Annotated in this window: 10 protein-coding genes; 6 read left to right on the top strand and 4 right to left on the bottom strand. The window is 57.1% G+C overall.

The genetic code is table 11. The features are described 5' to 3' along the window. Window positions 1-284 precede the first annotated feature (284 nt). The 4 genes from KY495_RS14885 to KY495_RS14900 all read left to right on the top strand — a co-directional run bounded on the left by KY495_RS14885 (window position 285) and on the right by KY495_RS14900 (window position 6,630). Window positions 285-3,140, top strand: a complete 2,856-nt coding sequence (locus tag KY495_RS14885; protein ID WP_219880178.1) for a type VI secretion system Vgr family protein — start codon at window positions 285-287, stop codon at window positions 3,138-3,140. A gap of 1 nt (window position 3,141) precedes the next feature. Continuing rightward, complete coding sequence (locus KY495_RS14890) at window positions 3,142-3,999, top strand: DUF4123 domain-containing protein (RefSeq protein WP_219880179.1); 858 nt, start codon at window positions 3,142-3,144, stop codon at window positions 3,997-3,999. A gap of 62 nt (window positions 4,000-4,061) precedes the next feature. Next, window positions 4,062-4,619 (top strand): DUF3304 domain-containing protein, encoded by a 558-nt coding sequence (locus KY495_RS24385; protein ID WP_219880180.1) that lies wholly within the window; start codon window positions 4,062-4,064, stop codon window positions 4,617-4,619. Window positions 4,620-4,650: 31 nt separating this feature from the next. Then, window positions 4,651-6,630 carry a phospholipase effector Tle1 domain-containing protein gene (locus KY495_RS14900; RefSeq protein WP_219880181.1) on the top strand — a complete coding sequence of 660 codons (1,980 nt, stop codon included), beginning with the start codon at window positions 4,651-4,653 and terminating at the stop codon, window positions 6,628-6,630. 224 nt (window positions 6,631-6,854) lie between these two features. On the opposite strand, the gene KY495_RS14905 is transcribed toward KY495_RS14900, so the two are convergent. The 4 genes from KY495_RS14905 to KY495_RS14920 form a co-directional block, all read right to left on the bottom strand. Beyond that, window positions 6,855-9,074 (bottom strand): bifunctional (p)ppGpp synthetase/guanosine-3',5'-bis(diphosphate) 3'-pyrophosphohydrolase, encoded by a 2,220-nt coding sequence (locus tag KY495_RS14905; protein ID WP_229518316.1) that lies wholly within the window; start codon window positions 9,072-9,074, stop codon window positions 6,855-6,857. A 71-nt stretch (window positions 9,075-9,145) separates the two neighbouring features. Next, complete coding sequence (gene rpoZ / locus KY495_RS14910) at window positions 9,146-9,349, bottom strand: DNA-directed RNA polymerase subunit omega (RefSeq protein WP_026172382.1); 204 nt, start codon at window positions 9,347-9,349, stop codon at window positions 9,146-9,148. 32 nt (window positions 9,350-9,381) lie between these two features. Beyond that, the gene (gene gmk, locus KY495_RS14915; RefSeq protein WP_219884264.1) at window positions 9,382-10,023 is read right to left on the bottom strand and encodes a guanylate kinase; all 642 of its coding nucleotides are present in this window, start codon (window positions 10,021-10,023) and stop codon (window positions 9,382-9,384) included. A 15-nt stretch (window positions 10,024-10,038) separates the two neighbouring features. Continuing rightward, window positions 10,039-10,926: a YicC/YloC family endoribonuclease gene (locus KY495_RS14920; RefSeq protein WP_219880183.1), complete on the bottom strand. Its 888-nt coding sequence runs from the start codon at window positions 10,924-10,926 to the stop codon at window positions 10,039-10,041. A 93-nt stretch (window positions 10,927-11,019) separates the two neighbouring features. On the opposite strand from KY495_RS14920, the gene KY495_RS14925 reads away from it, so the two are divergent. Together KY495_RS14925 and KY495_RS14930 are read left to right on the top strand one after the other, a co-directional pair. Continuing rightward, window positions 11,020-11,997 carry a serine/threonine-protein kinase gene (locus KY495_RS14925; RefSeq protein WP_219880184.1) on the top strand — a complete coding sequence of 326 codons (978 nt, stop codon included), beginning with the start codon at window positions 11,020-11,022 and terminating at the stop codon, window positions 11,995-11,997. Window positions 11,998-12,019: 22 nt separating this feature from the next. Continuing rightward, complete coding sequence (locus KY495_RS14930) at window positions 12,020-12,970, top strand: PP2C family serine/threonine-protein phosphatase (protein WP_219880185.1); 951 nt, start codon at window positions 12,020-12,022, stop codon at window positions 12,968-12,970. The last annotated feature ends 7 nt before the right edge of the window (window positions 12,971-12,977 follow it).

Consider the following 12,977-nt stretch of genomic DNA (forward strand, 5'->3'; position numbering starts at 1 on the left):
ATTCATCGCAAATTGCAGTTCTTGCAGCGGGATAGTCTACCGTTGCCACAGTGCATTGTGTGCGGCTTGGTAAGCATGGGTTGGAGGATTGAAATCGAGCATCTGGGGGCAGCACGACCGTGACACCAAGTCTGACATCGGCAATTTTATGTGACTACTGATCCACTGATTGAAGTTCCGTGCAATTACCATTCATATCGTTCATGTCAATGATGTACAATTGTCAATTGTGACGAAATGTTTCGTTAATCGGGCCTGGTGCGTGGCACCCATTTTCTTTAGATATGAACGAAACCGTCGACCAAATCAGCAATGCTCTTGCCGCTATTTCCAGTGCCAGCCGGCTGTACGCACTGCAGATTGGGGATCACGACCAATCCGGGTTCGCAGCTTTAACGGTTGAAGCCTTCTCAGCCCAAGACGCGGTCAACAATATTGCCATCCGTGACGTCATTGCCGTCTCCACCAGTGCCTATATCGATCTTTCCACACTGCTTAGCCAAACGGCTCGGCTGGAAGTCAGCCTGGCGGACGGCAGCCGTACCACGTTTGGCGGCGAGGTCATTGAGGCGCGCATGCTCGGCAGCGAAGGCGGCCTGGCGCGATACGGCTTGCGCCTCGCGTCATGGATGTGGCGCCTGACGCAGGCAAGGAACAGCCGCGTGTGGCAAGACAAGACGGTGATTGACATCGTCGAAGCAGTGTTCGCACCTTACCTGCCAGCCGCGATCTGGCGTTGGAGCGAGGAAGTCGCTGCGTTCATGGACGTGGTCGGACAGCGCAGCTACTGCTGCCAATACCGCGAAACCGACTTCCAATTCGTGCGGCGACTGCTGGCAGAAGAGGGCTTGTCCTGGCGTGCAGAAGATACGGAAGACGGTCCGGGCATCGTGCTGTTTGCCGACAGCACTCAGGATAGCGCCATTGGTGAGGATGCCAGCAGCGCGGCCGATGGTGGCATCCGCTTTCACGGCATCGGTCCTGCCGAACGTCAGGACACGGTGCAGGCGGTGCGCTCGCTGCGCAGCATGGGCGCGTCAATGACGACGGTGCTCAGTTACGACTACAAAGCCAAGAAAATTGTTTGCGCCAGTTCGGCGTCGCGCCTGCAGACGAGCGCACGCCTGCCGTCACTTGAATCGTATGACGTGCCGGGCCAGTATGGCTTTGCCAGCAACGAGCTCGCGCAGCGTTATGCCGACCTGCAGATGGAAGGACGCGAGGCGCGCTGCCAGCTTTGGCAAGGACGTTCCACCGTGCGCACGCTGCGCGCAGGAACCCGCGTCACCATCCATCACATGCCGCTGCAGGACCTGGGTAGCGCCAGCTTCACGGCGCTGCGGGTTTGGAGCGTGGGCGTGAACAACCTGCCGTCGAAGGCAAGGGAGGGGCTGGCGGAATTGTTCGGACCCATCCCGGAGCTGCTCACCAATGTAATGCGGGGCCATGAGGTGCCCGATTTCGAGCTGGTCGTCGCCCAAGCCTACAAGACCGGCTACGCCAACGCGTTCGAGGCGGTGCAGGCCCTTGTACCGTGGCGCCCGCAGCTGCCGGCCAGCGACGGCCGCAGCCACCCGCGACCGACAGCGTATGGCTCGCAAAGCGCAATTGTGGTGGGCGCAGACGGTAGCGACACGCCCACCGGAGCCGATGAACTGTACTGCGACCACCTGGGGCGGGTGCGCATCCGCTATCACTGGCAGGACCACGGCGACGCAACGTGCTGGGTGCGCGTGGCGCAGCGGTCCGCTGGTGGCGGCATGGGTAGCCAGTTCCTGCCGCGCATTGGTCAGGAGGTGCTGGTGCAGTTCATTGACAATAATATCGACAGACCTGTCATCGTCGGAGCGCTCTACAACGGCCAGGGCGAAGGCGGCATCGTGCCCACGCCTGGCGGACAGCCCAATACAGATAATCAAGCCTCGCAGTTTGAGACAGCCGCCGACCATACGCCGTCCGCGCAGGGCAATATCGCTGGAGGTAATAGCCCCGTGTGGCACGGCGCGTCGGCCGACAGCGCAGGCCATCGCAATGCCGCGGCGCAGTGGGGCATTCGCAGCAAGGAGTTTGGCGGCAATGGCTATAACCAGCTGCTGTTTGACGATACGGATGCGCAGGGACGCATTCAGCTCAAAAGCAGCCATGCCGGGACCGAGCTCAACCTGGGCCATCTGATTCACGCGGCCGACAATTACCGCGGCAGCTTCCGTGGACAGGGTGCGGAATTGCGGACCGATGACTATGGCGCGGTACGGGCTGGCGGTGGGCTGCTAATTACGAGCTACAAGCTGGCGCACGCGGCAAATGCGCGCGATCCCGCCGGCGACAACGCACCGGGTATCGCCATGCTCAAGCAGGCGGTGACGATGGCGAAAACGTTCAGCGACGCGGCGGTGAGGCACAAGACCGTGGCACTGGCGACGCATCTGGGAGCGGCGAAAGCGAACAGCAGCGAACTTGATGAGAAGGCGGCGCCCATAGCGGCGTTGATGACTGCAGTATCGGGCATGGTGGGCAGCTATAGCGTGGACGCAGCCGGGGCAGATGCCCACAACAATAGCACCGAACCAACCGACAATAAACTGCCGCATGTGACCGATCCCATTATCGCTATTGCCGGAAAGGCAGGTCTGGGCATGGTCGCGGGAGAAAGCGTCCAGCTGGCAAATGGCGAGGCAGCATCGCTGATGAGCGGCAAGGATAGCCAGTTCGTGACTGGCGGCCAGATGCGTGTGCACAGCGGCCAGGCCATCGGTGTGCTTGGTGGTGCCATGAAAGCGGGGGCGAACGTTATCGGCTTGCAGGTGGTTGCTGCGAAAGATGCCATCAATCTTCAGGCGCAGGGCGACTCGCTGACCGTGCAGGCGCGCGATGAAGTCAACGTTGTGAGTGCGAACGGCCATATTGACTGGGCAGCCGCAAAAATAGTAAGTTTGTCGACCGCTGGCGGCGCCAATATCAAGATCGAAGGTGGCAATATTACCGTCCAGTGTCCTGGGACGATCACAGTGCACGCCGGCGCGAAGAAATTTACCGGTCCGGAAAGGTTGGACTACCCGCTGGCGTCGCTGCCGCGTTCTATATGCGTTGAATGCATGCTGAATGCACGTGCGTCCGGCTCACCATTTGCCATGAAGTGATATGGACCTAAATGACCAAAGTGTTTTGGCGCTACGGGCGCCCGAGACTGATGGAAGCAGTGAGGGCACGCTCTACGGGCTGATTGACCACGCTGCGATTCCGATGCTGACTAGAACGTTGACCCGGATGGGCGTCAGCTGGCAAAGTCTTTTCGAGGGTTCTCGTAACGCCGGTGCTTTGGAGGTGGCACCAATTCTCGTGCCAATTCGCTATCGCGACAATCAACTTATTCCGCATAGCGCGCTGAAATGGGTATGTCAGCGGGGGCAGTTCACCTCATCGCTTTTGTTTTTGGAGTCCAGATTGAGCGCGCCGGAGTTAGCACGACGGCTCGCCTTTCGAATAGATGTGACTTTGCCCGATGATTTCGAAGTTGTCTTTCGCTATTTCGACAGCCGTGTGTTTGAGACAGCAATGGGAATTTTGGACGGTTTACAGCGCAACAATTTTTTGAGCATTGCGACCGCATGGTGGTACGTTACACGGTCCGGGGAGTTAGTAAAGGTTAGTCAGGATTCGGTGGAACCTACTCAAACGGATCAGCCGCTACTACTTAACGTGGCGCAAGAGTCGAAATTTCTTGAGATGAGTGAAGTGGATAATGTGATAGGACTGATTCGAGAATATCTAAACCATCAGTACGAGGCCATTCTTCCTAAAGACCGACATAACGTAATCTCGCGTCACGTCCACGCGGCCCATCAACATGGAATTCAAGCTCCACATGAGCTCGCCCTCTATTGCTGCCTGGTTCTCGAGAATGGCGATGATTACTTTGAATGCGGGCGGGGAAAGGCAGTTTTGATGGAAATGCGGGAAAAATCAATTAATTTGACAGAGGTCGTACAAAATTGCTGAATGTGTCGCGTCGAAATATTGGGCAGTGGCGAATAAGTAAATGTCTTTTTGTGAGTGCAATTATGAATAATAGCCGTGTGCACGTATGGGGCACACCAGTGGTCGTGTCTTTACTTTCATTAGTGGCTGGCTGTGAGCCCGGGGACTCGGAAAACAGGAGCGTTGCCTCGGTAAAGCCGGTCAGTCTGTCAATTGTTGGCTTTAATTATACTAATAGGCCGATCAACGAATTCTTTGTAAACGAAATTGGCGGGGGGAACCTGCATCTTAGTTCGCCTGCGGACGGAGGCGGGGGATCTGTTTGTTGTTTCGACTACTCCCCTGCGTACGGTAAGCGGCCAGTTGAAATCAGATGGACTGTGGGTGCGTGTCTTTATAATACGAGACGGGACCGGTTTGGCGAAAAATTTACAGATATTCATTACTATTTTCGGACTGTCCAGGCACCTATAGCCAAGTACCCGTCTAATCCTCATTTTTTGGAGGTTCATTTTTACCCTGATAATAAGGTAGAAGTAGCTTTGACTGAAAAGCTCTCGTCCCCACGACTTATACTTGCCGAGACCCGTGGAAATCTTGATTCCTCCGAACACTGCGAAAATGACAAAAAGCCGAACTAACCCTGCCTTGGGGGAGAGGTTGCAGCCATCCATGCAACAGTCAGCGACAAATCTTGAGCTTGCCGCAAACTCTAGCTCCCCTGGCCCAGTGTCCCCAACCAAAAAAGTCACTTTGGTTACAGCTGAGGCTAATCTGGCAAAGACGCTCTCGAATAAGGCAGCATTATCGCCTCCGCGAGGTACCTGCTATCAGGTGATCTGGTTCTCTTTCTTTTTCGATGGTACAGGAAACAATCTTACCTATGACGTGGAGAATGGTAAGCACAGCAATGTCGCAAAGTTGTATCGTGCACATGAAGGAAAGAGTAACGTCGGCGGAGTAAAAGATCCCAAAGATCCGAAAAACCCGACAAATTCGATTCACCGCGTTTACATCCCCGGGTTGGGCACATATTTTCCAAAGGTTGGGGATGCGGGTGGTTCAGAGATCGGCTTGGGGACAGGTTTTTATGGGATCGAAAGGTTAAGATTCGCACTGGATGAGTTTGATCTGTACATGGCGGCTCATCTTGCTCTTGCCGCTGATCCGAAAAATAAGATTACGGAAATAAATGTCGCAGCTTTTGGTTTTAGTCGAGGAGCCGCAGCAGCGAGGGCATTCATGAATCTGTTCATTGAGGAAAAATGTGTGCGCAGGAGGGGGAAACTATTCACGGCGGAAGGTGGGGCGCCTGTGAGATTGAGATTCCTAGGGATCTTTGACACTGTGGCATCTGTCGGAGCTCCAATGTCCACAAATAATATGGTCGGTACCGATGCATTAAGGGGAACGACGCGTTCACATATTGATATTCGTCTGAAAAAGTATCCAACGCTTGCGCCACGTATGTTAGCTTTCTCGCACCGGGGCGAAGCAGGGGCTGATCCCGCGCCGGGGCCCTGCAATGGACATTTGGACTGGGGTGACAGACTTAAAATACCCCACGACGTGGAGCATGTTGTTCACTTTATCGCAGGCCATGAAACCAGGAATTCCTTTCCAGTCGATAGCATTTGCGTGGCGGGATCAAATGGAGTCTGGACTAAACCGTCTCACTGGATGGAGTTTGTTTACGCCGGAGTGCATTCCGACGTAGGCGGTAGCTATAGCCCTGGTGAGGGCGGTAAGAACGAATTGGCTGAGACGAAATTTGGCCTTTTAACTTTGGCCCAAATGTACGACTTGGCAATCTTTAAGGGCGGTGTTCCTTTCTTGCCCAGAAAGGCGTGGATGGAAGACCAGCGTAGAGATTTTGCAATGTCACGCGAAGTCATTGAAGATTATCAATACTACATTAACGCTATGAATCCAGCGCAAACCTTGGGAGAGTCGATCATTGAACATATGCGGTTGTATTATGCTTGGCGATTTCACAAAATATATAATAAATATATTGGTCGGGAAAAGGATGATAACGAGTCCAGGAAGATTGATGAGCTGGATAAACGCCTTTTCAAGCGAAAACGGGATAATTTCGCGCAAAGCGAGAAGGAGCTCGAGCAGGCTTATAACCATGCGCGAAGTAATGTTGTTCAAGCAGCCAGGCCCACCCGCTTATTTGAACTGCAGTCGGAAATTCGACGGCGGGTCGTGGCAGCGCAGGCCGAGGAGCGGCAGGCCTACGAAAAGTACCGCAATGTGGCCGCGCGCAACTTTTCCGTTCCAAAAACCGAAGCATTAGAAGACATGATCGACTTCTACGACAAGCAGTTGCTTACTGATGTGCAGTCAATATACGATGCGGTCAGGCACCCGGAGAATGCAGGCCGCAGAGGGTTCACTACCGCATGGGGAACGATGCGCCCATTTTATATTGCTATGGTGCAGGCATACGAGAATGAATTCGTCAGGAGAAAAGGATTGTCCGATGACCGGATCATCGCGTTTTTCGATAAATATGTACATAATTCCATCGCTGGTTTCGGGGCTGACGCGACACTTCCATCTGATCCCCGCGTTGTATATGTGGGAGAAGACTTTAAAGTTAAGTACGCGCTAAACAATTTTCCCCAGGATGTTGCAATGGCCTAAGGTATATCTTCTCGGAGGTATTTGAAATAAAGTTAAGACCAATAGCTGATTCGACCACCGGACTATTCGCATAATCGGCGTGAGCGTCGCCTCCTGCATCCGATGGCGAACCGGGACGGATTGAAGAAATTATTACGAGAATTGAAAAATCCGTTCAAGCCGATCCGCCATTATGACTCGGCGATACATCAGGGCAGGAGCACGTCGAGGAGTTCAGCTGCAGTTCAATTCCGCTCGCGCTCAACCCGCGTCACGCCACTCACCCTGCGCAGATTGCGGATCAAGTGCGCCAGATGCACCCGGTCCTGGACCTGGATCGTAAAGCGCAGCTGGGTCATGACGTGTTCTTCATCCTCGTCCATCCCCACGTAGGAAATGTTGGCGTCGGACTCGCCGATCTCGGCCGCCACGCGGGCCAAAATGCCTCGTTCATTGTTGATGAGAAGGCGGATGCGGCAATCGAAGCGCCGGTTCAGTTCCGCTCCCCACTGCACGGGTATCCAGCGGTCCGGCTCCTTGCTGCGCACGCGCTTGGCGCCGCTGCAGTCGCCCGTATGGACGATCAGGCCCTGGTCACGCCGCAACTGGCCCGTGATCTGGTCGCCCGGAATCGGCAGGCAGCAGGGCGCCAGCTGCACCGCCACGCCTTCGCTGCCGTAAATGGTGACAGGATCGAGTCCCCCGCTCGGCGCACTGGCGCTAGACGGCATGGCCGCCAGATTGTCGTCGATGAGGCCGAAAATGTGGCGGGCAACCAGCGCGGCCATGCGCTTGCCGATGCCAATGTCGGCATACAGCTCATCCATGGACTTGGCGGACGATTCGTTGAGCAGCCTTTCGATCGTCTCGTCCGTCAACTCCGGGTTGATGTTCAGCGTCGTCAACGCCTGGGCCAGCAGTTCCTGGCCCAGCTCCACCGACTCGTTCAGATTGATCGTGCGCAAATGGTGGCGAATGGCCGAGCGCGCCTTGCCTGTGCGAACGAAGGCCAGCCAGGTGGGGCTTGGCTTGGAATCCGGGTCCGTCACGATTTCGACAATGTCGCCGTTGTGCAGTTCCGTGCGCAGCGAGGCTTCTTCGTGATTGATTTTCACCGACACGGTATGGTCGCCAATGCCGGTGTGAATCGTGTACGCGAAGTCGAGCGCCGTGGCGCCGCGGGGCAGGGCGATGATCTTGGACTTGGGCGTGAACACATAGACCGAATCGGGGAACAGGTCAACCTTCACATGCTCCAGGAACTCGGCCGAGTCGCCGGTCTGCTGCTGGATATCAAGCAGCGATTGCAGCCACGCATGCGTGCGCTGCTGCAAGTCCGACAGGTTGGAGTCGCCAGTCTTGTACAGCCAGTGCGCGGCCACGCCTGATTCGGCGGTGCGGTGCATTTCCTGTGTGCGAATCTGGAACTCTACCGGCGTGCCGTAGGGACCAATCAGGGTCGTATGCAGCGACTGGTAGCCATTTAACTTGCGGATCGCGATGTAATCCTTGAACTTGCCAGGCATCGGCTTGTACAGGCCGTGCAAGGTTCCCAACGCAACGTAGCAATTGGCAAAGCTGTCCACGACGATGCGAAAGCCGTACACGTCGAGCACCTGCGAAAACGACAGGCGCTTGTTGCGCATCTTTTTATAGATGCCATACAGCGTCTTTTCGCGCCCATACACTTCGGCCGGCAATTCTGCCGTGGCCAGCGTGTTCTTGACTGACTCCAGGATTTTCTTGACCACTTCACGCCGGTTGCCGCGCGCCGCCTTGACGGCCTTGGACAGCGTGCGATAGCGCAGCGGATACAGGTGCGAAAACGCCAGGTCCTGCAGTTCGCGGTAGATATTGTTCAACCCCAGGCGGTGCGCAATAGGCACATAGACTTCCATGGTTTCGGAAGCAATGCGGCGCTTCTTGGAGTCCGCCATGTGCTCAAGCGTGCGCATATTATGCAAACGGTCGGCCAGCTTGATGAGAATCACGCGCACGTCCGATGCCATGGCCAGCAGCATCTTGCGGAAGTTTTCCGCCTGCGCCTCGATCAGGCTCTGGAATTCGATTTTTTCCAGCTTGGACAGGCCGTCCACGAGGGAGGCGACGGGGGCGCCAAAGCGCTCGATCAGCTCATCCTTCTTGACGTCCTGGTCTTCCATCACATCATGCAGCAGCGCGGCCATGATGGCCTGGGCGTCAAGCTTCCAGTCGGCACAGATTTCGGCGACGGCAATGGGATGGGAAATATACGGTTCGCCCGACTTGCGGACCTGGCCAAGATGCATCTCGTCCGAAAAACGATAGGCTTCCTTGACTTTCTTGAGTTCGGAGGGGCTGAGGTATTCCGCCAGTTTGGCGTTCAGCTGGGTGACTGATGCAACGCCGGGCGCCAATGGCGCGGCGGCATCAGGTTTGTCGGCGGAACGTCGGTTCCGCGACTTGGGCGTGCCTGGGAGTGTCATATCCGTAGGGAAGTTCATACTAGAAGGCTACCAGATAACGGGGGAACACTCTTGTTGCACGCGACAACAAATTACATTGGCACCTTTTTCAGCATTTCGATGCCGACTTTACCGGCGGCGATCTCGCGCAGGGCGACAACGGTAGGCTTGTCCTTGGCTTCGACTTTCGGCGTGTGGCCTTGCAGCAACTGACGAGCGCGATAGGTCGCGGCCAGGGTCAGCTGGAAACGGTTAGGGATACTCTTCAGACAATCTTCAATGGTAATGCGGGCCATGCGGACTCCTAGTGTTTGACAAATTGCGCCGGTCACGATTGTTGCGCGTGGATACCCAGTTGGGCAAAAAGCGAGGCGTTGCGGGCCGCCTGCTGGGCAAAACGGCTGCGTGTCGCTCTGACAATCGCGCTCATCTCGGACAAGGCGACGTTGAACTCTTCATTGATAATAACATAGTCGAACTCCGGAGCGTGAGAGATCTCGCCGCCGGCGGCAAGCAGCCTGCGCTCGATCACGTGCGGTTCGTCCTGGCCGCGCTTGTGCAACCGCTCCGACAGGGCTGCAATCGACGGCGGCAAGATGAAGATGCCGGCCGCTTGCGGAAACTGCTTTTTCACCTGGCGTGCGCCTTGCCAGTCAATTTCCAGCAGGATGTCGGTTCCCGCTTTCATTTCCTTTTCCACCATCAGGCGCGAGGTGCCGTAGTAGTTGCCATGTACTTCGGCCCATTCGAGGAACTCCCCGCGGCCGGCGCGGGCCACGAAATCCTCGGCGGTGGTGAAATGGTATTGCTTGCCATCGGTCTCGCCCGGGCGCGGCTGGCGCGTGGTGGTCGAGATCGACAGCTGGATGCCCGGTTCCTGCGCCAGCAGGGCGTTGACCAGGGTGGATTTGCCCGCGCCCGACGGGGCAGCGACAATAAACAGGCTGCCGGAAAAGCCGTTCGTGACCATAGTGATTTCCAATCTTTACTCCAGGTTTTGCACTTGCTCGCGCATTTGTTCGATCAGCAGCTTCAGTTCCATCGACGCATCGGCCAGTTCCTTGACCGAGGCCTTGGCGCCGAGCGTATTGGCTTCGCGGTTGAGCTCCTGCATCATGAAGTCCAGGCGCTTGCCGACCTGGCCGCCTTTCTTCAGAATGTGGCGCGTCTCCGTCAGGTGCGCCGTGAGGCGCGACAGTTCTTCCGACACGTCGATACGGATGCCGTACAGCGTCACTTCCTGGCGGATGCGCTCGAACGCTTCCTGGCGCGTGAGGGTGGACGGGGTGCCGTGGCCCGCCAGGCCCAGGGCATCCTGCATGCGCTCAATGGCTTTTTGCTGGAACTGTGCAATGACTTGCGGGATCAGGGGAGTGATCCGTTTGACAATGACGTCCATCGCGTCAATACGGGAAATGAGCATGGCTTCCAGGGCCGCGCCTTCGCGCCGGCGGCTGTCGACAAAAGCGGCGACGGTCTTGGCGGTGAGGGCGGCCACGTCGGCCTGCAGCGATTCCTGGCCAACCTGGGCTTCTTCGATCACGCCGGGCCAGCGCAGCAGTTCGGCCACCGTCATGAGGGGAGCGGAAACGAAGTGCTTGGTCACTTCCGACTGCAAGCGCGCCAGGTCGGCGAGCAGGGCGGCATTGAGCGCTTGCGAGCCGCCCGCGACCTTGCGTCCGAACGACAGGCGTGCTTCGACCTTGCCGCGCGTGATTGCGCCCATAATGGCGGCGCGCAGGTCCGGCTCCAGGGCGCGCAGCTCGTCGTTGATGCGAAATTGCAGATCCAGAAAGCGTGAGTTGACACTCTTGATTTCAATCGTGAGGGTGCCAGCCGCGCTTTCGCTCGTGGCTACCGCGTAACCTGTCATGCTAGAAATGCTCAATGGAGTCCCCGGTTTTTATCTTTTCTTTACAAAGCACTGATTTATCCACACAATCGCCGTGTTAAGCAAGGAACCCTCATGGCTGCACAAAATAACGCTCCCTTGCCCGATGGGCTTGAAATTGCCGGATATCGCATTGTAAAGAAAATTGCGTCCGGTGGGTTCAGTATTGTATATCTCGCTTATGACGCCGATGGCAACGCCGTGGCGATCAAAGAATACCTTCCCAGCGCCCTGGCATTGCGGCAGCCGGGCGAGCTCGTGCCGGTCATTTCCAAGCCCAATCTGGCGGTGTTCCGCATTGGTCTCAAGTGCTTTTTTGAAGAAGGCCGGGCCCTGGCCCGCATCTCGCACCCCAACGTGGTGCGGGTATTGAATTTCTTTCGTGGCAACGAAACGGTGTACATGGTCATGGCCTACGAGTCGGGCCACTCGCTGCAAGAGCAGATCGCGCGCCTCGGCGTGAAGGGCAGCCGCCTGAACGAGGCCTTCATCCGCCAGATTTTTATCGGCGTGTGCGCCGGCCTGCGTGAAGTCCATACCAACAAGCTGCTGCACCTGGACCTCAAGCCGGCCAATATTTACCTGCGCACCGATGGCACGCCCATCGTGCTCGACTTCGGTGCGGCGCGCCAGACCTTCAATGCCGACGTACCCAAGCTCACCCCCATGTACACGCCCGGCTTTGCACCGCCCGACCTGTATTCCAAGACCGCGACACTGGGGCCATGGTCGGATATATATAGTATTGGCGCTTCCATGTTCGCGTGCATGGCAGCCTCGCCGCCGCAAGCGGCCGACCAGCGCAAGATTGACGACAAGATGCCCGGCTATTACGAAAAGCTCGCTGCCAATTATTCGCCTGAGCTGATCGACATGGTGCGCTGGTGCCTGGAACTCGATCCGCTGGCGCGGCCGCAAAGCCTGTTCGCGCTGCAAAAGGAATTGTCGCAGCCACGCAAGGCGCCGGCGCCGCCTGCGGCAGAAAAATCCGCAGGTGGCTGGCGCGGCCTGGCCGACCGCTTCGGCATTGGCCGCAAGAAGACCGTAGATTGAATACCTGATCAGAAAGAACAACATGCAATTCTCCGTATATCAGGAAAGCCAGATCGGCGGGCGCAAGATCAACCAGGACCGCATGGGTTACAGCTTCACGCGCGATGCGCTGCTGCTGGTGCTGGCCGATGGCATGGGTGGCCATTTGCGCGGCGAAGTGGCCGCCTCCATCTTCATGCAGACCATGTCGAGCGCGTTCCAGAAGGGCGCCACGCCGTACGTGAAAAAGCCGGAACGCTTCCTGGAAGAGGCGTTCATGGAAGCGCACCAGGAAATCCATCGCTACCGCGCCACCAACAACCTGCCCGACACGCCGCGCACCACGGCCGTGGCGTGCCTGATCCAGCATAACATCGCTACCTGGGCCCATTGCGGCGACTCGCGCTTGTACTGGATGCGGCGCGGGCAGATCCTGGGCCGCACGCGCGACCATTCGCACATCGAGCACATGATCGACAAGGGCATGGCCGATCCGTCCGAGCGTTCGACCCACCCGGACCGCAACAAGCTGTATAACTGCATTGGCGCGTCATCGCTGCCCAAGGTGGACGTGGCGCGGCCTGCCAGCCTGCAGTCGGGCGATGTGCTCATGCTGTGTTCCGACGGGCTGTGGTCGATGCTGTCGGACGAGGAAATGGTCCATCGCCTGAGCACCCAGACCATCGTGCGCGCCATCCCTGACATGATCTCGACCGCCACCGCGATTGCCGGCGACAAGGGCGACAACGCGACCGCGCTGGCCATCATGTGGCAAGGCTCGCCCGAGGTCGAGACCCCGAACGCGCTCAGTGCCGACATGGCCACCGTTATCTCGACCATGATGCTGCCTGAGAACCTGGTGAGCACCACCATCCAGACCAGCACCGAGCCGGAAAACCCGAGCGAGGTCGATGCCTTTAACGACGACGAAATTGAAAAGGCGATCGCGGAAATCCGCGGCGCCATCGAAAAATCCTCCAAAATCATCAATTAAGGTTTCA

The organism is Massilia sp. PAMC28688 (assembly GCF_019443445.1).
Lineage (GTDB): Bacteria > Pseudomonadota > Gammaproteobacteria > Burkholderiales > Burkholderiaceae_D > Telluria_A.